Source organism: Aeromicrobium sp. PE09-221 (assembly GCF_002174305.1).
Lineage (GTDB): Bacteria > Actinomycetota > Actinomycetes > Propionibacteriales > Nocardioidaceae > Aeromicrobium.
Window position 1 is genome coordinate 191,209 of sequence record NZ_MIJB01000009.1, and the last position, 22,908, is coordinate 214,116.

19 protein-coding genes are annotated in these 22,908 nt (G+C 67.6%); 15 read left to right on the top strand and 4 right to left on the bottom strand.

The genetic code is table 11. The features are described from left to right. Window positions 1–70: 70 nt before the first annotated feature. The 7 genes from BHE97_RS05490 to BHE97_RS05520 all read left to right on the top strand — a co-directional run bounded on the left by BHE97_RS05490 (window position 71) and on the right by BHE97_RS05520 (window position 11,229). Entirely contained in the window at window positions 71–1,681 is a 1,611-nt protein-coding gene (locus BHE97_RS05490) for an ABC transporter substrate-binding protein (RefSeq protein ID WP_087623005.1), read from the top strand. 118 nt (window positions 1,682–1,799) lie between these two features. Next, window positions 1,800–2,726: an ABC transporter permease gene (locus BHE97_RS05495; protein ID WP_087623006.1), complete on the top strand. Its 927-nt coding sequence runs from the start codon at window positions 1,800–1,802 to the stop codon at window positions 2,724–2,726. Beyond that, window positions 2,719–3,693 (top strand): ABC transporter permease, encoded by a 975-nt coding sequence (locus tag BHE97_RS05500; protein ID WP_087623007.1) that lies wholly within the window; start codon window positions 2,719–2,721, stop codon window positions 3,691–3,693. Before BHE97_RS05495 ends, BHE97_RS05500 begins: the two co-directional genes overlap by 8 nt. 79 nt (window positions 3,694–3,772) lie before the next feature. Then, window positions 3,773–5,494 carry an ABC transporter ATP-binding protein gene (locus tag BHE97_RS05505; RefSeq protein WP_087623008.1) on the top strand — a complete coding sequence of 574 codons (1,722 nt, stop codon included), beginning with the start codon at window positions 3,773–3,775 and terminating at the stop codon, window positions 5,492–5,494. Window positions 5,495–5,558: 64 nt separating this feature from the next. Next, entirely contained in the window at window positions 5,559–6,200 is a 642-nt protein-coding gene (locus BHE97_RS05510) for a hypothetical protein (RefSeq protein ID WP_087623009.1), read from the top strand. Next, window positions 6,200–7,717, top strand: coding sequence for a DNA polymerase Y family protein (locus BHE97_RS05515; RefSeq protein WP_087623010.1), 1,518 nt, complete (start codon window positions 6,200–6,202; stop codon window positions 7,715–7,717). The genes BHE97_RS05510 and BHE97_RS05515 overlap by 1 nt, the downstream gene beginning before the upstream one ends. A 104-nt stretch (window positions 7,718–7,821) precedes the next feature. After that, window positions 7,822–11,229 carry an error-prone DNA polymerase gene (locus tag BHE97_RS05520; protein ID WP_087623011.1) on the top strand — a complete coding sequence of 1,136 codons (3,408 nt, stop codon included), beginning with the start codon at window positions 7,822–7,824 and terminating at the stop codon, window positions 11,227–11,229. 77 nt (window positions 11,230–11,306) lie between these two features. Here the strand turns inward: BHE97_RS05520 and BHE97_RS05525 are convergent, their stop codons facing one another. After that, a complete protein-coding gene (locus BHE97_RS05525) occupies window positions 11,307–12,470 on the bottom strand; it encodes a GNAT family N-acetyltransferase (RefSeq protein WP_087623012.1) in 1,164 nt (387 codons plus the stop codon). 166 nt (window positions 12,471–12,636) lie between these two features. On the opposite strand from BHE97_RS05525, the gene BHE97_RS05530 reads away from it, so the two are divergent. The 5 genes from BHE97_RS05530 to BHE97_RS05550 are packed head-to-tail and all read left to right on the top strand — an operon-like array spanning window position 12,637 to window position 18,049. After that, window positions 12,637–13,329 (top strand): NUDIX domain-containing protein, encoded by a 693-nt coding sequence (locus tag BHE97_RS05530; protein WP_087623013.1) that lies wholly within the window; start codon window positions 12,637–12,639, stop codon window positions 13,327–13,329. Next, window positions 13,326–14,585, top strand: a complete 1,260-nt coding sequence (gene nadA, locus BHE97_RS05535) for a quinolinate synthase NadA (RefSeq protein ID WP_087623014.1) — start codon at window positions 13,326–13,328, stop codon at window positions 14,583–14,585. The genes BHE97_RS05530 and nadA overlap by 4 nt, the downstream gene beginning before the upstream one ends. A 10-nt stretch (window positions 14,586–14,595) precedes the next feature. Then, the gene (gene nadB / locus BHE97_RS05540; RefSeq protein ID WP_201791321.1) at window positions 14,596–16,095 is read left to right on the top strand and encodes an L-aspartate oxidase; all 1,500 of its coding nucleotides are present in this window, start codon (window positions 14,596–14,598) and stop codon (window positions 16,093–16,095) included. Next, window positions 16,095–16,931, top strand: a complete 837-nt coding sequence (gene nadC, locus BHE97_RS05545) for a carboxylating nicotinate-nucleotide diphosphorylase (protein WP_087623015.1) — start codon at window positions 16,095–16,097, stop codon at window positions 16,929–16,931. The genes nadB and nadC overlap by 1 nt, the downstream gene beginning before the upstream one ends. A gap of 2 nt (window positions 16,932–16,933) precedes the next feature. Further along, a complete protein-coding gene (locus BHE97_RS05550; protein WP_201791322.1) occupies window positions 16,934–18,049 on the top strand; it encodes a cysteine desulfurase family protein in 1,116 nt (371 codons plus the stop codon). Between the two features lie 44 nt (window positions 18,050–18,093). Here BHE97_RS05550 and BHE97_RS05555 read toward each other — a convergent pair whose 3' ends face one another. From BHE97_RS05555 to BHE97_RS05565, 3 genes are read right to left on the bottom strand one after another with little or no spacing between them, the layout of a single operon-like run. After that, a complete protein-coding gene (locus BHE97_RS05555) occupies window positions 18,094–18,591 on the bottom strand; it encodes a hypothetical protein (protein ID WP_087623016.1) in 498 nt (165 codons plus the stop codon). Beyond that, on the bottom strand, window positions 18,591–20,549 hold the full coding sequence (locus tag BHE97_RS05560) for a hypothetical protein (protein ID WP_087623017.1): 1,959 nt from the start codon (window positions 20,547–20,549) through the stop codon (window positions 18,591–18,593). Before BHE97_RS05560 ends, BHE97_RS05555 begins: the two co-directional genes overlap by 1 nt. A 1-nt stretch (window position 20,550) precedes the next feature. Beyond that, complete coding sequence (locus BHE97_RS05565) at window positions 20,551–20,883, bottom strand: hypothetical protein (RefSeq protein ID WP_087623018.1); 333 nt, start codon at window positions 20,881–20,883, stop codon at window positions 20,551–20,553. 189 nt (window positions 20,884–21,072) lie between these two features. Between BHE97_RS05565 and BHE97_RS05570 the strand changes: the two genes are divergently transcribed. Genes BHE97_RS05570 through BHE97_RS05580 form a run of 3 tightly spaced genes read left to right on the top strand, consistent with a single transcriptional unit; the run spans window position 21,073 to window position 22,891 of the window. Beyond that, window positions 21,073–21,378 (top strand): WXG100 family type VII secretion target, encoded by a 306-nt coding sequence (locus BHE97_RS05570; RefSeq protein WP_087623019.1) that lies wholly within the window; start codon window positions 21,073–21,075, stop codon window positions 21,376–21,378. A 6-nt stretch (window positions 21,379–21,384) separates the two neighbouring features. Beyond that, the gene (locus BHE97_RS05575) at window positions 21,385–21,996 is read left to right on the top strand and encodes a DUF6318 family protein (RefSeq protein WP_087623020.1); all 612 of its coding nucleotides are present in this window, start codon (window positions 21,385–21,387) and stop codon (window positions 21,994–21,996) included. A 4-nt stretch (window positions 21,997–22,000) separates the two neighbouring features. After that, window positions 22,001–22,891, top strand: a complete 891-nt coding sequence (locus tag BHE97_RS05580; protein ID WP_087623021.1) for a hypothetical protein — start codon at window positions 22,001–22,003, stop codon at window positions 22,889–22,891. Window positions 22,892–22,908 lie beyond the last annotated feature (17 nt).

Here is a 22,908-nt window from a genome sequence, read left to right on the forward strand (position 1 = left end):
TCATCGCGGGTCCAGGTGATAGCAATGAGGATGCGCCTGATCTGGCGTACCCATGTACAGGAGGAATTCCATGCGACTCACTCGGCGGACACGCCTGGCGGGCATCGCGCTGGTCGCCGTCGGCAGCCTGACCCTGGCTGCCTGCGGCGGTGATGGCGGTGAAGACAGCTCCGACAACGTCATCACGTCGTTCAGCACCGAGCCCCAGAACCCGCTCGTTCCGAGCAACACGAACGAAGTCGGCGGCGGCAACATCATCGACCTGGTCTTCGCCGGTCTCGTGTCCTACACCCCCGAGGGCGACACCGAGATGGAGGTCGCGGAGTCGATCGAGTCCGATGACAACCGGACATGGACCATCACGCTCAAGGACGGGTGGACCTTCTCCGATGGCTCGCCGGTGACCGCGCAGTCCTTCGTCGATGCATGGAACTACGGCGCCGATCCGGACAACGCCCAGCTCGGCGCGTACTTCTACAAGCCCTTCGAGGGCACCGATGACGACGGTAACTCCACCGGCGGAGACACCATCTCCGGACTCGAGGTCACCGACGAGCTCTCCTTCACCGCGACGCTCAAGGAGCCCGAGGCGGAATTCCCCAAGCGTCTCGGCTACTCGGCCTACTACCCGCTCCCGGAGTCGGCCTTCGAGGACATGGAGGCCTTCGGCGAGAGCCCGATCGGCAATGGCCCCTACACGCTCGAGAGCTGGGACCACGATGTCGAGGCCGCGCTCGTGCCCAATGGCGACTACGACGGCAACCGCGCACCACAGAACGAGGGTGTGACCTTCAAGTTCTACACCGACCCCGATGCCGCGTACACCGATGTCCAGTCCGGCAACCTCGATGTCCTCGACCGCGTTCCGCCGAGCGCGCTGTCGAGCTACGAGGAGGACGACCAGGTGCAGCCCGTCACCGAGCCCGGGTCGGTGTTCATGAGCTTCACGATCCCGTCCTCGCTCGCCCACTTCGGTGAGGACGAGGAGGGCAAGCTGCGTCGCCAGGCGTTGTCGTTGGCCATCGACCGTGAGCAGATCGCTGAGAAGATCTTCAACGGCGCCAACACCGCAGCCACCGACTTCAGCTCCCCGCTGATGCCGGGCTACACCGAGGACATCCCGGGCAGCGAAGTGCTCGAGTTCGATGTGGAACAGGCCAAGGATCTGTGGGCCCAGGCCGACGCGATCGCTCCCTTCGAGGGCACCTTCGAGCTCTCGTACAACAGCGACGGCCCGGGCAACAAGGAATGGGTCGAGGCCGCGGTCAACCAGATCCGCACCAACCTGGAGATCGAGGCCGAGCCCAAGGCCTTCGCGACTTTCGGCGAGTTCCGTGAGCTGGTCACCAACCGCAGCATCGGCACGGCCTTCCGCACCAGCTGGCAGCCCGACTACCCGTCGGTCTACAACTACCTCGCGCCGCTGTACGGCACGGGAGCCGGCTCGAACGACGGCGATTACAGCAATGCCGAGTTCGACGATCTCCTCGGCCAGGCGGCCGCCGCGGAGTCCGAGGACGAGCGTGCGCAGTTCCTGGCGCAGGCCCAGGAGATCCTCTTCCAGGATCTCCCGGCGATCCCGCTGTGGAACCAGAACATCTCGGCTGTCGGCGCCCAGGGCGTCAACAACCTGGAGTTCAACTGGCAGAACGTCCCGGTGTACCACAACATCACCAAGTGACAGGGCCCGATGGGGCGGCGCCGACAGGCGCCGCCCCATCGGTCTGTACTCACCCTCCCGTACGGTGCGATCCGCTGTAGGGGAGTAGATTGATCCCTCGATCAGGAGGTCCGTGCCGATGTGGTGGTATGTCGGAAAACGCCTACTCCAGGCGATCCCCGTGGTGCTCGGTGCCACATTGCTCATCTATGCGATGGTCTTCTTGCAACCCGGTGATCCGATCACCGCGTTGTTCGGCGAGAAGCCGGTCTCCGAGGCGGCCCGGGCCAATCTCGAGGCCCAGTACAACCTCGACAAGCCCTTCATCGTGCAATGGTTGCTGTTCCTCGGCGGCGCCCTCACCGGGGACCTGGGCGTCTCCTACTCCGGGCAGCCGGTCGCCGACCTGATCGGCAGGACCTTCCCGGTCACGGTCAAGCTCGCCGTCATGGCTCTCATCATCGAGGCCGTGCTGGGCATCATCGCCGGTTTCTGGGCCGGCCTGCGCCGGGGCAAGATCTTCGACTCGACGATGTTGGTGGTCTCGCTGCTGGTCATCGCCGTCCCGATCTTCGTCCTCGGCTTCATGCTGCAGCTGGTGTTCGGCGTCAAACTCCATTGGGCACCCGCCACCGTCGGCGGCGACGCCTCCATCGGGAAGCTGATCCTTCCGGCGGTCGTCCTCGGCCTGGTCTCCTTCGCCTATGTCCTGCGGCTCACCCGCACCTCGGTGATCGAGAACCTCAGTGCCGATCATGTCCGCACCGCACGAGCCAAGGGACTTCCCGAAGGCGCCGTCAACCGCAAGCACGTGCTGCGCAACTCGCTCATCCCCGTCGTGACCTTCCTCGGTGCCGATCTCGGCACCCTGATGGCTGGGGCTATCGTCACCGAGGGCATCTTCAACGTCCCGGGCATCGGCAACCTGGCCTATCAAGCCGTCCAACGCGGAGAGAGCCCCACCGTCGTGTCGGTGGTGACGGTGATGGTGCTCGTCTACGTGCTGATGAGCCTGCTGGTCGACCTGCTGTACGCCGCACTCGATCCGAGGATCCGCTATGCCTGAGATCGCCCGTCCTGGACAGGAACGCTTCGTCGCCCCGCTGGCCGAGACGCCGCTGGAGGAGACCGGTACGGTCGACACCTCCGCGCCGCCGGAAGGTCAGTGGAAGGAGGCCTGGAAGCAGCTGCGCAGCAACTGGATCTTCTGGGTCTCCGCCGTCCTGCTGCTGTTCATCCTCATCGTGTGCCTCTTCCCGGGGCTCTTCACCGATATCAACCCCCGCGCGGCCGATCTCGGCCGGAGCAAGGAGGGGCCGCAATCGGGCCATCCCTTCGGCTTCGACGCTCAGGGCTATGACGTCTACTCGCGGGTCATCCACGGTGCCCGCGCCTCGGTGACGGTCGGCATCCTGACGACCCTCTTCGTCACCTTCGTCGGCCTGCTGACCGGTGCACTCGCCGGCTTCTACGGCAAATGGGCCGACATGCTCATCTCGCGTATCGCCGATGTCTTCTTCGCCATCCCGCTCATCCTCGGCGCGATCGTGCTGCTGTCGGCGCTGAACAATGTGTGGTCCGGTCGCGGATACTGGGGAGGCGTCATCGCCGTCGTGCTGGTGCTCGCGGTCTTCGGCTGGCCGCAGATGACGCGTATCGCCCGCGGTGCGGTGCTGGAGGTCAAGAACCTCGAGTTCATCGACGCTGCCCGCGCGATCGGCTCCAGCAAGTGGAGCAATCTGCGTCGGCACGTCATCCCGAATGCCCTCGCTCCGGTGATCGTCACGGCGACCGTCTCGCTCGGCGTCTACATCGTGGCCGAGGCGACACTGTCCTTCCTCGGCATCGGACTGCCGACCAGTGTCGTCTCCTGGGGCAACGACATCGCGGCGGCCCAGTCCGAGGTCCGCTCGGGCCGCAACCTGCATGTGCTGTTCTTCCCGGCCGGCGCACTGGCGATCACCGTGCTGAGCTTCATGCTGCTCGGCGATGCCGTCCGCGATGCCCTCGACCCGAAGGCGAAGAAGTCATGAGCGAGCGAAGCGAGCGAAGGATGGACACCTACGAATGCCGCCATCGGCCTATTGTGTTGTTCTTTCAGGCGGTGGCGGCATGAGTGAACGAATCGAAGCGGCCACCGAGCCGTTGCTGGAGATCACCGATCTGCAGGTGGCGTTCCGTGCGGGCAAGAGGGACATCCCGGCGGTCCGGGGCGCCAATCTGACGGTCTACCCCGGGCAGACTGTCGCGATCGTGGGGGAGTCGGGATCGGGCAAGTCCACCACGGCCCACGCCATCATCGACCTGCTGCCCGGAACCGGCCACGTCACCGGCGGCACCATCCGTTTCGACGGACGCGACATCACGCACCTGAAGCGTCGCCAGCGTGAGGCCATCCGGGGCAGCCAGATCGGTCTCGTGCCTCAGGATCCGATGTCGAACCTCAACCCGCTGGTGCGAGTCGGGTCGCAGATCAAGGAGGCCCTCGAGGCCAACGACATCGCCAAGGGCAATGCCGCCGACAAGCGCGTCGTGGAGCTGCTGGAGGAGGCCGGGCTCCCCGATGCCCAGGCCCGCGCCCGCCAGTTCCCGCACGAATACTCCGGGGGCATGCGTCAGCGCGCGCTGATCGCGATGGGACTGGCAGCCCGGCCCAAGCTGCTGATCGCCGATGAGCCCACCTCGGCACTCGATGTCACGGTGCAGCAACAGATCCTCGATCACCTCGACTCGCTGACCGATGATCTCGGTGTCGCGGTCCTGCTCATCACGCACGACCTCGGGCTCGCGGCCGAGCGAGCCGACCACCTGGTAGTGATGTACAAGGGCCAGGTCGTCGAGTCCGGTCCGGCGCTGGAGATCCTGCAGCACCCGCAACATCCCTATTCGCAGCGACTCATCGCCTCGGCCCCGTCGCTCGCCTCGCAGCGGCTCACCGCGCAGACCCGTGCGGAGGTCCGCGAGAGCGCGGTCAAGACCGCCGGCGAGATCGTCGCCGAGCACGAGGGTGACGAGTTCGGGGGAGAAGCGACGCGGATCGCCGTCGAGGCCAAGGAGCTCACCAAGGTCTTCAAGCTGCCCGCCGGGGGCTTGGGCCGAACGATCGACTTCACGGCGGTCGACGAGGTCTCCTTCTCGCTGCGGCGCGGCACCACCACGGCGATCGTGGGGGAGTCCGGTTCCGGCAAGTCGACCGTGGCGCGCATGGTCCTCGATCTGCTCGAACCCACCAGCGGCGCGGTGGAGTTCGACGGTGTGGACATCTCCACGCTGCGGAACAAGAAGGAGCAGCTGGCGTTCCGGCGGCGTGTGCAGCCGGTGTTCCAGAACCCCTACGCCTCGCTGGACCCGATGTACTCGATCTACCGGTCGATCGAGGAGCCGCTGCGCACGCACGATATCGGCAGCAGCAAGGAGCGCGAGGCGACCATCCGGGATCTGCTCGACAAGGTCTCGCTGCCCTCGGCGGTCATGCGACGGTTCCCCAATGAGCTGTCCGGCGGCCAGCGGCAGCGCGTCGCGATCGCGCGTGCTCTCGCCCTGCAGCCGGAGGTCATCATCCTCGATGAGGCGGTCTCGGCTCTCGACGTCCTCGTGCAGGCGCAGATCCTCAACCTGCTCAACGACCTGCAGGCCGAGCTCGGTCTCAGCTATCTCTTTATCACCCACGACCTCGCGGTGGTCCGTCAGATCGCCGACGAGGTGGTGGTGATGCAGAAGGGCAGGGCCGTCGAGCAGGCCTCGGTCGTCCAGGTCTTCGACCACCCGCGTGAGGAGTACACCCGCAAGCTCCTCGACGCGATCCCCGGTGGTTCCATCGATCTCGCCAGCTGAGCACCGCCCTTGGGGAAGACCTCTCCGGATTGACTCGTTCGAACACCTGTTCGATACTTGAGGGGTGTCCCAGGCTGCTCTGATCGATGACCTCCGCGCCAAGATGCGCGAGCTCGAAGGCCGCCCGCAGGTGGCCTCGATGCGGGTCCATCCGGTGCTGAACGGACTCGTGGACGTGCAGCCCGGACAGGTCTACACCGTCGGAGCGGCGTCGTTGGCGATGCTGCTCATGGCCGGGCCCTCGGCGGAGGGGCAGTGGTCGGCCGTCATCGGGGCCACGGATTTCGGTCTGCAGGCGGCACAGGCCTTCGGCGTGGCACTGGAGCGCACCGTTCTGGTGCCCGATCCGGGAGCCGACTGGCTTTCCGTCACCGCCGCGCTGGTCGATGTCGTCCCCGTGGTGGTGGTCGCGGGGCGCACGATGGCCTCGCGCGATGCTCAGCGGATCGCTGCCCGGCTGCACGAGCATCAGGGCATCCTCATCGCGTGGGACACCGCCTGGCCGCGGGCCCGCGCCCACCTGCGATTGACCGATGTCCAGTGGCAGGGCACCGATCGAGGCGCTGGGCACCTGCGTGCCCGCCGGGCCACGATCGAGGTCCAGCACACCGGCCGTCCCCCGCGGAGGCGAGAGCTCTGGCTGCCGGACGACCACGGCCGGGTCCGTGTGGCCGATGAGCCACCGCAGTTGCGCAGGGTCGGCTGATGGCACGGGTGATGGTGCTGTGGTGCCCGGACTGGCCCGTCGTCAGTCACCTCGGGCCGGACACCCCCGCGGATGCTGCGATGGCGGTCATCGACGGTCAGGTCGTCGTCGCCTGCTCGGCCGCTGCGCGGAAGGAGGGGGTCCGTCGCGGCATGCGTCGGCGCGACGCCCAGGCGCGGTGTCCCGATATCATCCTGTGCGCCCACGATCCCGCGGCCGATGCCCGGGCTTTCGAGCCGGTGCTCGATCTCGTCGAGGAGCTCTCCGCGCAGGTGGCGCCACTGCGGCCGGGGCTGTGCGGGATGACCGTGCCGGCGCGCTACTACGGCGGTGAGACCGCGGCGGCGGCCGTGCTCGCCGAGCAGCTCGTCGAACACGGGGTGTGGGACATCCGGTGCGGCATCGCGGATGATCTCTTCGCCGCCGAGCAGGCGGCCCGCCAGGCCCCGCCGCAGGACTCCGTGGTCGTGCCTCCTGGAGGGTCGGCGGATTTCGTCCGCGGACTGCCGGTGACGGTGCTCGGCGATCCCGAGATGGCCGATCTGCTGCGCCGGCTGGGCATCCGCACCTTGGGCGATTATGCGCGACTGGAGATCGCCGATGTCCGCACGCGCTTCGGGCCGAGCGGGGTGCTCGCCCATCGCTGGGCTCGAGGCGAGGATCCGAGACTCCTCAGGCGGCGAGAGATCCCCCCGGATCTGATCGGCCGGGTGCCGTTCGAGCCTCCGCTCGACCGCGTCGAGACGATCGCTTTCAGCATGCGTCGGGCGGCTGAGTCCTTCGTGTCCACTTTGGCTCGCCGTGGCGCGGTGGCCACGGCGATACGCATCGAGATCGACAGTGACGGGATGCTGTCCCACGCTCGTACCTGGCGGCATCCGCGCTGGTTCTCCTCATCGGACATCGTCGACCGGGTCCGCTGGCAGGCGCAGGTGCCCGGAGCGGTCACCGCGCCGGTCGATGAGATCCGGGTGATACCTGAAGCCGTCGAGCAGGTGAGCGACCACGCGGAGAGCCTGTTCGGGGACGGAGTGGATGAGGGAGTGGAGCGAGTGGTGGCGCGGGTGCAGAGTCTGACGGGGCCGGAGGCGGTACGAATGGCTGGGGTTCAGGGCGGGACGAGTCCGGGGGAGCGTCAGCTCGTCAGCACCTGGGGGGACCGACCGGCCGAGGTGCGCGATCTCGCCCGTCCGTGGCCGGGGTCGATCCCCGAGCCGGCTCCGGCGCGGGTCTTCGCCACACCCGAGCCCGCCCAGGTGGTGGGAGCCGAGGGGCAGCCGGTCGTCGTGACAGCTCGCGGCGGGCTGACGGGGGAGCCGGCGCGCTTCCGTCTCGGGGCGGACCAGCCGTGGCAGCCGGTCGCCGGGTGGGCGGGCCCCTGGCCGCTCGACGATCTGTGGTGGGACGAGCACGCGGCCCGCCGGATCGCGCGCTTCCAGGTCGTCGGCGTCGACGGCAGTGCCTGGCTGATGTGCGTCGAGGACGGTCGATGGTGGACCGAGGCTCGCTATGACTGACCAGCACACCCCTCCGAGGCCAACTTTTGCCGGTTTATGGCCCTTTTCCCGGCCCACGGAGGGCCGTAACCCGGCAAAAGTTGTCCGAAGGGAGTGAGTGAACGATGGGGTGGCATAACCCGGACATGTCCTGGCGTGAGCTGGAGTCCCGGCTCTCCGGGCGGGTCATCCGGCCGTCCGATCCGCCCGACGGTGGCGACGGTCCGGCCTGGTCGCGCAAGCGCGTCGCCTATCACCCAGGCGAGTCCGTCGAGCGTCCTGTCGATCCCGTGCCCTATGCCGAGCTGCACTGTCACAGCAACTACAGCTTCCTCGATGGTGCGTCGGCTCCCGATGCCCTCGTCGTGGAGGCGGTGCGGCTGGGCCTCTCCGCGCTTGCCCTCACCGACCACGACGGTTTCTACGGAGCCGCGCGCTTCTCCGAGGCCGCCACCGTGCACGGACTCGACACCGTCTACGGTGCCGAACTCTCGCTGGGGCTCACCGGTCCCCAGAGCGGGCGGCCCGATCCAGAAGGCGAGCACCTCCTCGTCCTGGCTCGAGGCGTCGAGGGGTATCACGCGCTCTCGGGGGCCATCACCGATGCACAGCTCGCGGGCGACGAGAAGGGACGCCCGGTCTACGATCTCGATGCCCTCGCCGACCGGTTGCGGGACCGCGTGCTGGTGCTCACCGGATGCCGCAAGGGGGCGGTCCGCCGAGCGCTGGATCACGGCGGTGTATCGACGGCGGAGGCCGAGATACGCAGGCTCGTGGAGCGCTTCGGCGCCGACAATGTCGTCATCGAGCTCCTCCACCACGGGTATCCGCAGGACTCCGATGTCAACGACGCCCTCGCCGAGCTGGCTCGTGAGGCGGTGCTGCCCGTCGTGGCGACCGGCAATGTGCACGCCGCACTCCCCGAGGATGCTCGCCTGGCCCAGGCTTTCGCGGCGGTGCGGTCCCGGCGCAGCCTCGTGGAGATGCACGGCTGGCTCGGGCAACCGGGATATCTGCGATCCGGTGAGGAGATGCTGCGCCGCTTCGCGCGGTATCCGGGATCGGTGGAGCGCTCGGTGCACATCGCCGAGGAGGTGGGCTTCGACCTGCGCAAGGCCTCCCCGGCGCTTCCCCGCTTCCCCGTCGGCGAGGGGCATACACCGATGTCCTGGCTGCGCAAGCTCGTCCGGGAGGGGGCCGACCGCGTCTATGCCGATCGTCGCGAGGAGGCCGAGGAACGACTCCAGCGTGAACTCGCGGTGATCGAGGACAAGGACTTCCCCGGCTACTTCCTCATCGTCCACCGCATCGTCACAGAGGCCAAGGACCGCGGCATCCTGTGCCAGGGGCGGGGATCGGCGGCCAACTCCGCGGTCTGTTATGCCCTGGGCATCACCGCCGTCGACTCCATCGAGTACGAGCTGCCCTTCGAGCGGTTCCTCTCCGCCACCCGTGACGAGGAGCCCGATATCGATGTGGACTTCGACTCCGATCGTCGTGAGGAGATCATCCAGTGGGTCTATGACGAGTACGGGCGTCACAACGCCGCCCAGGTCGCCAATGTGATCAGCTACCGGCCCAAGTCGGCCGTCCGTGACATGGCCAAGGCCCTCGGCTACTCGCCGGGTCAGCAGGATGCCTGGAGCAAGCGCATCGACTCGTGGTCGAAGGTCGAGGTCGACGATCCCGATGCTCCCGGCGCGCCTCCGCAGGCGGTCATCGATCTGGCCACGCGCGCCGCCGGGGCTCCCCGGCACCTGGGCATCCACTCCGGCGGCATGGTGCTCACCGCGCGCCCGGTCGGCGAGGTGGTGCCCATCGAACGCGCCCGTATGGACAACCGCACGGTGCTCCAATGGGACAAGGACGACTGCGCGTGGATGGGCCTGGTCAAGTTCGACCTGCTCGGGCTGGGCATGCTGGGCGCCCTCCAACACACCTTCGATCTCGTCGCGGAGCACACGGGGGAACGATGGGGTCTCGACACGATCCCCAAGGAGGAAGCCGGGGTCTACGACATGCTGTGCCGGGCCGACTCGATCGGGGTCTTCCAGGTCGAGAGCCGCGCGCAGATCGGTACCCTGCCGCGGCTGCGGCCGCGCAGGTTCTACGACCTCGTCATCGAGATCGCCCTCATCCGTCCGGGGCCGATCCAGGGCGGTGCGGTGCACCCCTATATCCGCCGCAAGCTGGAGCGTGAGCCGGTCGACTACCTGCACCCGTTGCTGGAGCCGATCCTGGAGCGCACCTTGGGTGTGCCTCTGTTCCAGGAGCAGCTCATGCAGATCGCCACCGATATCGGGGGATGCTCCGGAGACGAGGCAGATCTGCTGCGCCGGGCGATGGGCTCCAAGCGGGGCATCGAGAAGATCGAGCGGCTGCGCGCGAAGCTCTACGCCGGGATGAAAGCCAAGGGCATCAGTGACGAGGTCGCCGACATCCTCTACGCCCGGATCGAGGCCTTCGCCGACTTCGGCTTCGCCGAGAGTCACTCGATCAGCTTCGCACTGCTGGTCTACGCGAGCTCCTGGCTCAAGCTGCACTACCCGGCTGCCTTCCTCGCCGGGCTGCTGCGGTCCCAGCCGATGGGCTTCTACTCATCGCAGTCCCTCGTCGCCGATGCGCGACGCCACGGGGTCGAGGTGCGCCGTCCCGCTATCGAGGCCTCGATGGTGCATGCGGACCTGGAATCAGCCAGCGGGAACACCGGTGCGACCGGGATGGACTCCTGTGTACTGACCGAGCAGCCGCCGGTGCCTCCGTTCGTTCCGGATGCCGATCATCGTCTCGGGGATCATCGGCGGGACGGCCACCATGCGGTGCGGCTCGGGCTGACGAGCGTGCAGCAGATCGGCCAGGCCGATGCCGAGCGCATCGTCGCCGCTCGACGTGAACGACCTTTCCGCGATATGGCCGATGTGGCCCGGCGGGCGCGGCTGTCGGTCGCCCAGATGGAGTCACTGGCCACGGCGGGAGCCTTCGATGGGTTCGGTCTCTCGCGTCGTGAGGCATTGTGGAACGCCGGTTATATCGACCGTCCGGAGCAGTTGGAGGGTACAGCGGTCACGGCTGCGCCGCCGATGCTGCCGGGGATGAGCGAGGTCGAGGTGACCACCGCCGATCTGTGGGCGACGGGGATCTCACCGGGGGAGCACCCGCTGGAACACCTGCGGTCATTGTTGCGGGGCCACGGGGTGCTGGCGGTGACGGACCTGGCCGGCTATGAGACCGGTCGCCGGGTGCGGGTGGCCGGACTCATCACGCATCGCCAGCGCCCCTATACCGCGGGCGGCGTCACCTTCCTCAACCTCGAGGACGAGACCGGCATGCTCAATGTCGTCGTCTTCGGCTCGGTGTGGCAGCGGCATCGGCGGGTGGCGCGCAATGCCGCAGGGGTGGTGGTGCGCGGAGTGGTGGAGCACAGCGACGGCGCGGTCAACCTCAAGGCCGAGACCCTCGAACGCATCGAATCGCTCTACCCCGAGGCCGCCTCCGCGCTCCCCGCCAAGCACCGTGCCCGCGACTTCCGCTAGTCCCGTGCAACTTTTGCCGGGTTATGGCCCCGCTTCTCACCGAAAAAGGGCCACAAACCGGCAAAAGTTGCACGGTGTCAGAAAGAGTCTCGGGTGGCGAGACGGCGGCCGCTGGTGAAGAGGATGTCCCAAAGGGTGTCATCGCGATCATCACCCGAGAGCAGGCCCACCTCGCGTTGTGCGGAGCTGGCCAGCGCACCGGCGAAGCTCACCGCGAGGGCCCCGGGTTCCAGCCGGCGGCCCATGCCCGTGGCCGCGGCCGGGTCGCTCTCGATGCGCATCGTGCCCTCGTCGACGTGCAGCACCCAGCCGTCATCGCCGACCAGGAACGGCAAGGTGGCAGTGACACCCGGGGGAGCGGGAAGCAGGTCGAAGGCGGAGGGATCGAGCACCCGCAGCATGTACGGTTCGGTATCGGCGAGCGGGGTCCAGGCATTCGAGGGCAACAGCCAGCGCACCGTGTCCACATCTCCTGGGCTGAACAGCCGTACCCGGGACGCGACAGAGTCGTAGCTGGCCAGTGAGGTCAGCGCCGTGCGCATCGCCTCGGCATCGAGGGCGACCAGCTCGGGCACCTCGATGACCGAGTCGGCCCAGTCTCCCGCGGTCCCACGCTTCCAGCGCAGGTAGCCGCGCGGCTCCCCAGCGTCTTCGACGATGGTGGTACCGGTGAGGTCCTTGAAGCGGTGATCCGGGCGCTCGTGCGCGGGGCCGCGACGGGTCAGGGGGCCGTCGTGACGGCGTGCCCACTGCTCGTAGAGCCCATGCAACACCTCGGCATCGTCGTCACCGGCGCGACGTAGGTCGAGGGTTCCCCGCACCCGGGCGAGTGAGGCCACCGGGAGCTCGACGCTGCCGACCTGCAGGATACGGCTGAAGCCGAATCCCCGGTAGATGCCGGTCGCGGTGGCGAAGAGGGTGGCGATCCGCTCGTCGCGTGAGCGCGCATGGCTGGTGAGCTCCTCCATCAAGGGCCGCAGTAATTGCCGTCCCCGATACTCGGCGGCGATCGAGACCCCGGTGATGCCGGCCGTCGGCACCTCGACGCCGCGGAACCAGGAGGTGTACTCGCGGTGGTTGATCGTCGCCGCCAGGTGCCCGTCGACGAAGGCGCCCCACCAGCTCTGCCCCTGAGCGGCCAAGCCTGCCCAGTCCCCATCACTGGTACCGAAGGCCTCGGTGAGCAGGACCTTCAACTGCTCGTGATCGTCGGGGGTGATCGGTCGGATCTGTGTCGGCATGCGGACAAGTCTTCCGCAGCCTCCCGATGTTGGCCGGTTGTGGCCCTATCGAGGCGGTCACAAGGGGCCACAAATGGCTGAATATCGCACCTGAGGAACCTCTTAGGGTTGACGCGACCAAAAGTCCGGGGGCATAGTGTCATGTGCACCTTAAGGAGGGTCGCGCATGGACAGCACCACACAGCAGTGCCTGTCGCTCGCCGTGTCCACGGTCGTGTTCGCCCTGCGCCCGCATCCGAGCACCGGACGCCCCACGCCCTGGCTTCCGCTGGTCCGCCGCATCCGTGAGCCCTATGAGGGGTGCTGGGCGCTGCCCGGCGGCCCGTTGGAGGACGATCAGGACCTCGCCGACTCCGCCGGTGCCACGCTCCTGCGTACGACCGGTCTGGCGCCGCGCCATCTCGAACAGCTCTATGCCTTCGGGAATGTCGACCGCTCCCCGAGCGAGCGTGTCGTCTCGATCGTCTACTGGGCCCTCGTCCGTCCGGACGAGGACGCCCGGGCGATCGACGGCGACAATGTGGAATGGTTCGTCGCGGACGATGTCCAGGGGCTCGCCTTCGACCACGATGTCATCGTGCGCTACGCCCTGGACCGGCTGCGCGCCAAGATCACCTACTCGCCGATCGCCCACGCCTTCGTCACCGATGAGTTCACCCTCGCGCAATTGCGAGAGGTCTACGAGGCAGTCCTCGGTCGTACCCTCGATCCCGCCAACTTCCGTCGCCAGATCCTCGCGCAGGGAACCGTCGAGCCCACCGGTCGCCATGTGACCGGGACGAGCCATCGGCCCCCCGCGCTCTACCGTTCCAATCCGGCGCTTTCGCGTCACACCCTCACCATCGAGGAGACGTCATGACACTATCCGTCACCGATCGCATCGAGTCCCAGCCGAATCAGAGCTGCGATGTGGAGCTGGCCAAGGGGCCGTGGGAGTTCGACCTGATGCCCGGTTACGGGCCCGGTGCTTCCGAGGAGGACACCATCCCCGATCCCATCGTGCGCCCCGGTCAGCTGCCGGTCGTGTACCAGCAGATGGGCGAGGAGGAACTGCACGAGCGCATCCGCCGGGCCAAAGACGCCCTCGGCGACCGGCTCGTCATCCTCGGACACTTCTATCAGCGGGACGAGGTCGTGCAGTACGCGGATTTCGTCGGTGACTCCTTCCAGCTCGCCAATGCCGCGCTCACGCGCCCGGAGGCGGAGGCGATCGTGTTCTGCGGTGTGCATTTCATGGCCGAGACCGCGGACATCCTCGCCCGCGAGGGCCAATCGGTGATCCTGCCGAATCTCGCCGCCGGCTGCTCGATGGCCGATATGGCCGACGAGGACTCGGTCGAGGAGGCGTGGGAGCAGCTGACCGAGCTGTACGGCACGGAACCGGATGCCGACGGCCGACTGCCGGTCATCCCGGTCACCTATATGAACTCCTCGGCCGCGCTCAAGGCCTTCTGCGGTCGCCACGGCGGTATCGTCTGCACGTCCTCCAATGCCGAGACGGTGCTGGAATGGGCCTTCGCGCGCGGTCAGCGGGTGCTGTTCTTCCCCGACCAGCACCTCGGCCGCAATACCGCTAAGGCGATGGGCATCCCGCTGGAACAGATGCCGATGTGGAATCCGCGCAAGGAGCTGGGCGGCAACACCGTCGAGCAACTGCAGGACGCGCAGGTGCTGCTGTGGCACGGTTTCTGTTCGGTGCACAAGCGGTTCACTGCGGCGCAGATCGAGCAGGCACGCGCCGATCACCCCGGTTGCAAGGTCATCGTGCACCCTGAGTGCCCCATGCCGGTGGTCGATGCGGCCGATGCGGCGGGGTCGACGGATGCGATCAGGAAATTCGTCGCCGCCAGCGACCCTGGTGACACGATCGCCATCGGCACCGAGATCAATCTCGTCAACCGTCTGGCCGCGGAGTACCCGGATCGTACGATCTTCTGCCTCGACCCGGTGGTCTGCCCGTGCTCGACGATGTACCGCATCCACCCGGGGTACCTCGCGTGGGTGCTCGACGGACTGGTCGAGGGTGAGGTCCGCAACCGGATCGTCGTCTCAGACGAGGTCGCGGCCGATGCCAAGATCGCGCTCGAGCGGATGCTGGCGGCCAAGCCGCGCTGATGAGGTCGCCATGTCCATCGAACACGTTCTGGTCGTCGGCAGCGGTGTCGCGGGGTTGACCGCAGCCCTTGCCGCGCGTGGCCGCGGGATCGACGTCACCGTCGTCACCAAGTCGTATCTCACCGAGAGCGCGACACGCTACGCGCAGGGCGGCATCGCCGCGGTGACGAGCGATGACGACTCGGTCGAGGCCCACGTGCGGGACACTCTAGGGGCCGGTGCCGGACTGAGCGAACGTTCCGCGGCCGAGGTGGTGTGCGGAGCGGGCGCTGAGGCCGTCGCCGATCTGCTCGCGGCGGGAGTGCGCTTCGATGTCGCCGAGGGGCGGCTGGCGCGAGGACTGGAGGCGGCGCACAGCCACGCGCGCATCCTGCACGCCGATGGCGATGCCACCGGCGCCGCGATCGCGAGGGCCCTCGCCGGCCGCCTCCTCGACTCCGGCGCCAGGATCCACGAGAACACCTTCGTCTCCGGTCTCGTCCTGGGTGACGGTCGGGTTCGCGGTGCTCGCCTTCTCGATGGCAGCACGATCGAGGCCGATGCCGTGATCCTGGCGACCGGGGGCGCCGGGCAGCTCTTCTCCCACACCACCAATCCGGCGGTCGCCACCGGCGACGGTCTCGCGCTGGCACTGCGCGCCGGAGCGGTACTCGCCGATCTGGAGTTCGTGCAGTTCCACCCGACCTCCTTGGCGTTCGGCGGCAACGCGCTGATCTCCGAGGCGGTACGTGGCGAAGGGGCCGTGCTGCGCGATGCCGAGGGGCGGCGCTTCATGCCCGACGTCCACCCCGATGCTGAACTGGCTCCCCGCGATGTCGTGGCACGCGCCATCGCCGGACGGATGCGAGAACAGAATGGCGCCCCCGCCGGGTTGGACGCCACCGCACTCGGGGCCGACTTCCTGGCCCGGCGGTTCCCCGGGATCGACGCCATGGTCCGATCACATGGGGTCGATTGGGCAGAGGTTCCCGTCCCCGTCACGCCCGCAGCGCACTACCTGATGGGCGGCATCGTCACCGACACCTCCGCACGGACCACGGTCCGGGGTCTCTTCGCCGCGGGCGAGGTCGCCTGCACCGGATTACATGGCGCCAATCGGCTCGCATCGAATTCCCTGTTGGAGGGCGCCGTCATGGGAAGGCGGGCGGTGGAGGCACTGGACCTGCCATGGCCGGTGCAGCAGCCTTTCGACGGGGAGAGCGTGCTGGTTCCAGTCGGCCGGCCGCGCGAACACGCCGGACGTGACGACTTGCAGCGGCTGATGTGGAAGAACGTGGGCCTCGAGCGTGATCGCGATCTTCTCGACCACGCGATCGGGACCCTCGACGCGTGGTCGATGGGACCGGCCAGCGATGTCAAGAGCGCCGAGGACGACCACCTGCTCCTCGTGGCCCGGGCGGTCGCCCATGCCGCCCTCGCGCGCCAGGAGTCCCGAGGTGCCCACTGGCGGGCCGACGCGCCTGCGCCCGAGACGACAGCGCGGCATTCGGCCGTGCGGCTGGAGGCCTGATGCTCACGCCCCGACAGATCGACCAGGTCGTCTTGGCGGCCCTCGACGAGGACGCCCCCTTCGGGGATCTGACCTCCGAGGTCTTCGTGCCGAGCACCTCGGTCGCCATCGCCGATCTGGTCGCGCGCGAGCGGGGTGTTTTCAGCGGCGGCGAGGTCTTCGTCCGAGCCATGACTGCCCTGGACGACACCGTCGCTGTGACAGTGCATATCGACGAAGGTGCTCGATTCGACACCGGCGAGGTGCTCGCCTCGCTCGAAGGCACCGCGCGATCGGTACTGCGCGCTGAACGCATCGCCCTCAACCTCGTCCAGCGGATGTGCGGCATCGCCACACTGACGGCACGATATGTCGCGGCGGTCGAGGGCACTCACGCGCGGGTGGTCGACACTCGCAAGACCACACCGGGCCTGCGAGCCCTCGAACGCCATGCCGTGCGTTGCGGGGGCGGACACAATCACCGCTACTCGCTGTCGGACGCGGTGATGGCCAAGGACAACCATCTGGCATTGGTCGGCGACATCGCCGCAGCGATCCGGCAGGCCCGCGCCCGGCTGCCGCACACGACCCACATCGAGGTCGAGGTGGATCGTCTGGAGCAGATCGAGCCGGTGCTCGCGGGCGGTGTCGACACGATCATGCTCGACAACTTCTCCCTCGACGACCTGCGCCGTGGGGTCGACCTCGTCGCCGGTCGCGCCCTCGTCGAGGCGAGCGGGGGAGTGACCTTGGAGACCATCGGCGATATCGCCCGAACGGGGGTCGACGTCATCAGCGTCGGAGCGTTGACCCACGGCGTACCCGCCCTCGACCTCGGCTTGGACGTACGGAGCTGACCGTGCCGGTCTATCTCGACGAAGCGGCGACGGCACCGGTCCGACGCGAGGTGCTGGAGGCGATGTGGCCGCACCTGACCGGGGAGTTCGCGAATCCGGCCAGTCGTCATGAGCTCGGACAGGCCGCGGCTCGTGCGCTCGACGAGGCACGCGTGCGGGTCGCCGGGCATCTCGGCGCTCGGCCCGCCGAGATCCTCTTCACCTCCGGGGGCACGGAGTCCGACAATGCCGCGATCAAGGGCATCGCGCTCGCGGAACCCCGGGGGCGGCACGTGCTGGTGGGCGCGATCGAGCATCCCGCAGTGCTGGAATCAGCCGCGTGGCTGGAGCGACTGGGTTTCGAGGTCGAACGGATCCCCGTCGACCACGAGGGGATCGTGGTCGAGGAGGCACTCGCGTCGCGGCTGCGACCGGACACGACCCTCGTGAGCATCCAGTACGCCAACAACGAGGTGGGCACGGTGCAGGACATCGCCGGGTTGAGCGCTCTGGCCGCCGAGCACGACATCCCCTTCCACACCGACGCGGTGCAGGCGGCGGGCACACTCGACCTGAACGTCTCGCGTCTCGGAGTGCGGGCATTGAGCCTCGCCGGGCACAAGCTGGGCACACCGAAGGGGATAGGTGTGCTCTATCTGCGCCGCCGGACGCCTTTCGAACCGTTGATCCACGGCGGCGGTCAGCAGCGCGATCGTCGCTCCGGGACGGAGAATGTGGCCGCGGCGGTGGCGATGGCCACCGCCCTCGATCTCGCCGCGAGCGATGACATCGGGGCGTTGACCGCCCTGCGCGATCGCTTCATCGACGAGGTGCTCGTCCAGGCGCCGGAGTCACGGTTGACCGGGCACGCCACCCGACGGCTGGCCGGCAACGCGTCCTTCGTGTTCCCCGGTCGCAGTGGCGAGTCCATCCTGCTCGATCTCGAGCGCCGCGGTGTCTACTGTTCGAGCGGTTCGGCGTGCGCGGCCGGGAGCGATGAGCCGAGCCACGTGCTGACGGCCATGGGCTATGACGCCGCGACCGCTCAGACGGCGGTTCGCTTCACCTTCGGCGCTCGCACCGATGCGGCGGACGTGATGGCGACTGCCCGCGAGCTGGCCGCCGTGCTGCGTCGCTGACCCCGCCGGATCCCCGGAATGCCGTGAAGGCGGGTCAGCTGAGGTCAGCCCTCGCCGTCGTAGCAGCCGACCTCGGCGACGACCTCGGCGAGGGCGGTACGCATGGAGGCGTCGTCATAGGACGCCTCGAGCTCGTCGTCGAAGACGATGCGGGTGTCGACGCGTCCACAGAGGTAGCCGCCGATGTGATCCCCGAGGACGCCGACGCCCTCGTCATCCGAGAACGTGTGGGGCGATGCGGCGTACGTCTCGCCGAGACTCTCGGCATCCTGGGGGGTGAGGACGACTGCCACGACGGTGATGGTGTGATCGCCGATGCCGATGTCACAGGAGGCGTCGACCTTCTGCTTGCCGAGGGGGAGGTCGCTGCCGATCTCGGCGTCGTCCGCGGAGAACTCCGAGGTGCCGGTCAGCTTCTCCACGGTCGCACCGTCGATCGAGCAGGCGCGCTCGGGTGACGCTGGTGTTGACCCGCAGGCGGTGACGGCGCCGGAGATGCCGACCGTCGCCGCCAGGAGGCCGAGCCAGGACGCGCGTCGCATCAACTCACGCCGTACCGGTCGAGGTGGCGTTCCATCTGGGCCGCGGCCTCTGACAGGGCGGTGGACGCGTATCCACCATCGCCGTCCTGGATCGCGAGGATCAGATTCAGCACCTCTTGGTCGGAGAGGTCCTCGGTCGGTATCGGATTGCCGGCAGCATTGGTCGGCCACTGGTCCCGGGCATCGCCGAGATCAAGTTGGTCGCCCCCCTCGGCCGTGAGCATGGTCTCGAAGGTCTGCAGCCAGGTCTGGCGGGACAGCTGGGTGAAGACATCGTTCGCACCGGTGATGGCCTCGTTGACACCGTCGCCGACGAACTCATTGGTGAGGTGCTTCTTGATCTCTCCCACCACGTAGGTGCCCACCGGCCCCCCGGGCACGTCGATCGCATTCGTGGGCAACAGGAGGAGCTCGGCCATCCGCCGCCGCTGGGCGGCATCGTCCTCGGCGGAGCTGATGCCGCCCTCGAGCAATCCGTCGTACAGAAAGCCGAGATTGGCCGCATTGGTGCCGGTGGTCATGGTGATGGGATCGTCGCCGCCGACCTGACCGCCGTCGGCGATCGCCGACTGGACGGCGTCGTCGATACGCACCTGGTTGTAGTTGTTCGCCGCCGAACCGATGATCGACACGGCGCTGTCGTTGTCGCCGATATCTCCGAGGAGACCGCGCAGATCCTCGTTATTGATCGTGATGCCGTGGACCGGCCAGCCGTCACCGCGGTCACCGGGAGGCCGGACATAGGTTCCCGGTTCGATATCCAGGCCGCGGCCGGGGATCGCCTCGTAGACGTCGTAGATATACACGCCGAGAATGCCCCCCAGCTCCTCCTTGATGCCGTCCGGGGGCTCGGCGTCGCCGCCGAAGTGCTCGATGGCCCACGAGGAGATGGTGGCGGCATCGCGCCCGCGATCACCCGGGTCGAGGGCTTGATCGACCGTGGCGGTCTGCAGGACCTTTCCGGCCGCTTCACCGTTGACGTCCTCCATCGGGCTGAATCGCTCCAGCAGGTAGGCGGCTCGGTCGGTGTCGAGCAGAACCTCCTGCGAGCCCTCCGTGCTCAGCGAGAGGGCCTCCATCCACGCGACGGTCGGGTCGCGCAGGGCATTGAGATCGGCGGTGCCGTACTGCTGGTCGCCGCCGGGGAAGTTGCTCCAGTACATCCCGCCTTCGCCGTTCTCCCATTCCAGGAGCGCGTCACCCGCGGAGACCAGGAATTCCGATCCGAACTCGTGCCCGCCCCGGGCCGCATAGTCGAAGAGGATGGCGGCGGACCGCGGATCCCCGCCCCGGACGAAGTCGGACCCGAAGTCGTCCGGCAGCTTGCCGGCGAGCGATGCGGTGGCGACGCTCTGGCTCAGCGTCTCGGCCAGCGTGTCCTGCATCGCGACGATACGCTCGAACTCCTCGCCGTAGGAGGAGTCCTCGTAGATGCCGTTCGGGTTCGGATACTCGGCATACGGGCCGGTCATCGAGCCCGCCCGCTGGATCAGCTGATTGAGGCCCTCCGGGCCGATCGCAGTGACGAAGGCGCCGGTGACATCGGGATCCTCGGCATAGGTGTCGAGCAGTCCGAGCGTCTCGAGGAAGGCGTCGAGATCCTCCGGAGAGTCGATATCCTCCAGATCCTCGGCTCGCGCCGCGATCTGCCGGCCGAGCTCCTCCTTGATGTCCTGGATCGAGCCGTCGGTGGAACCCGTCCACACAACAGTCCCGTCACCTTCGGTGTCGAGAAGTCGGGCGAGATCGAGCACGACCCCCAGGGGGTCGGTCTTCTGTTCGCGGAGCCACTCCGGTGCGGTCACGGTGACCGAGCCTCCGGTGAGGCTCGGCAGCGAGGGTCCGCGGTAAGGGACGGCGTTGATGCAGGCGGTGCGGGCGTTGGCGATGTCGTTGGCGAGCTCCTCGACGGCTGAGATGGCCGAGTCGAGGGCGTCGGTGTTCATGCGTACGGTCATGTCAGTAGGCCTGGAGGATCAGGGGGCCCTGGAGCGTGTAGTACGCCCGCCCCCGCCAGTCGCCTTCGTCGACCTTGTCGGGTTGGCCCTCGTAGGCTGAGTTGATGTCATTCCATGCCTGATCGAAGGCCTCGCGCAGGCCGCTGACCTGGTGGGAGAGGTCTTCGAGCCAGCCGTCGGCCTCGCTGCAGTCCCAGCCCCCGTCGGTCGCGATGGCGCGGGTGATCGCCGCTGTGGGATCGCCCCCGATGTCGAAGGCATCGCGTTCCTGCCCGATCCGCGTTCGCGCGCGGCCGAGTGCGGCCTTGTACAGATTGTCCTCTTGGTCGGTCACCGATCCACCCCTCGACAGTGAAGCTGGAAAGACACTGAAAGCTCACACAGAAGGTACCAGTACCGGCCTCGATCGGCCGCTGAGTGGGCGCGCTTGCCGAAGAGATCGTAGAGTTCGGTACTGTCTTGTCAACGCAGCGGTCCTTCGGCGGGGTTCGGGGGACGGACCAACGTACTGAGGAGAATCCAGATGGCCGGAGCACGGATCGAAGACCTGCACGCTCTCTACACGACGCTTCAGCGCTCGATGCAGGAGACCGACACGATGATCACCAATGTCGACGCCTCGCTGACCCAGGCCAATGAGGAGTGGCAGTCGGCCGGTGCCGCCCAGTTCAACGAGTCCTGGGTCCAGTTCAAGCAGACGCTGACGAATCTGTGCCAGGCCTTCGCGGGTGCCGGCACTGACGTGGCCTTCCAGCACAACAAGTTCGCCGAGGGCGCCAAGGAGCAGGACAAGCATCCCGTGCTCTCGCCCCTCACCTCCCCGCGCTGATCGACTGTGCGGCCTGACGACACGGCGCGCGGCACCGACTCCTCGTTCGCTCGGCGACGAGGTGGTCTCGGTGTCGCCGCCGTGCTGTTGGCGGTGTCCCTCGCCGCGTGCTCCGATGGGGAGGGTTCCGATCTGCCCGAGGCCAGCGCGGAGAGCACCCCGGTGCAGGAGCAGGACTGGGAGTGGAGCGCCACTGAGGTGCCTCCTGCGCCCGACTCGATGGAGGATTCCGAGCAGAGCGCTGAGGAGTTCGCCCAGTACGCGATGGAGCTGATCTTCTACGCCTACGCGACCGGCGATGCCGGTCCGGTGCTCGACATCGCCGATGAGAGCACCTGTGAGGGTTGTGCCTCGTTGCAGCGCTTCGCCTCGGCCGAGAGCAAGAAGCTGCAGATCGCCGGTTCCGAGCCGACCTTCACGTTCACGGATCTGCAGGTGAATGACGACGTCTACTACAATTTCTCGGTGGCGATGGACATCCCCGAGGGTCAGCGCGTCAACAGCGCCGATCCGGAGGATGTCCAGCCGCTGCCGGCCGCCGATGGCGTGCCGGCCTCGCTCAACCTCCAGTGGACGGGCGAGGAATGGTTGCTGCTGAACTTCGATCTAGGGGAATGACATCGTGCGCCGACTCCTTCTCGTCGCCGTGGCGGCCGTGATGACCGTGTTCCTCGCGGTCGGTCCGGCCACGGCAGGTACCGACTGGGACTGGGACGACGGCGACCTCGTCGGCACCGACCCCGGTGGATCGGTCACCGACCCGGGAGGCGGTGGTGGCGGAGGTAATGAGCCGATCTTCACCGATCCGGAGCCCTATCCGGAGTACGTGTACGTGCCGTACTGCCCGTCCAACGGCATCACCATCACCGACCCGGAGACGGGTGAGTACCAGATGGACGATGCGCTCTGCACCGGCTTCTCGGCGATGTGCCCTGAAGGTGAAAACCGCTATTGGATCTATGTGCGGTATCGCGATCCCGATGGCGGCTTCCCCAACGGCCCTCAGTTCAGCAACGAGGGTGTGACCTGTCGAGGCCCCCATGATCCTCCGCCTGCCAATGCGCCGCGGCAAATCACGATCGACGACATCATCGACAGCGCTCGGGCTGTCGCCCCTGGGGTGGAGATCGTCACCGAACCCGGTGCCCGCAGCTATGTCAACTTCCCGACCAATATGTACGTCGACGATGCCGAGCAGCAGGTGAACGTCGATGTGCTCGGCTTCGACATCCCGCTGACCTTCTCACCCGAGGAGGTCACCTGGAACTTCGGCGACGGCGTCTCCGCGACCGGTGCCGGCATCGCCGACGCGGAGGTCGGCCAGGAAGGCGCCGTCGAGCATGCGTACCGGCGCTCCGGCTCGTATGCGATCGGCGTCACGGTCGACTACACGGTGGTGGCGACGCTGCCGAATGGCCAGACGCTCGAGATGCCCGGCACCATCTCCGGTTCAGGTGGCCCCTATGACCTAGGCGTGGGCGAGCTGCAGTCGATCGTCAAGAAGGTGCGTTAAGAGATCGCGCTAGTAGG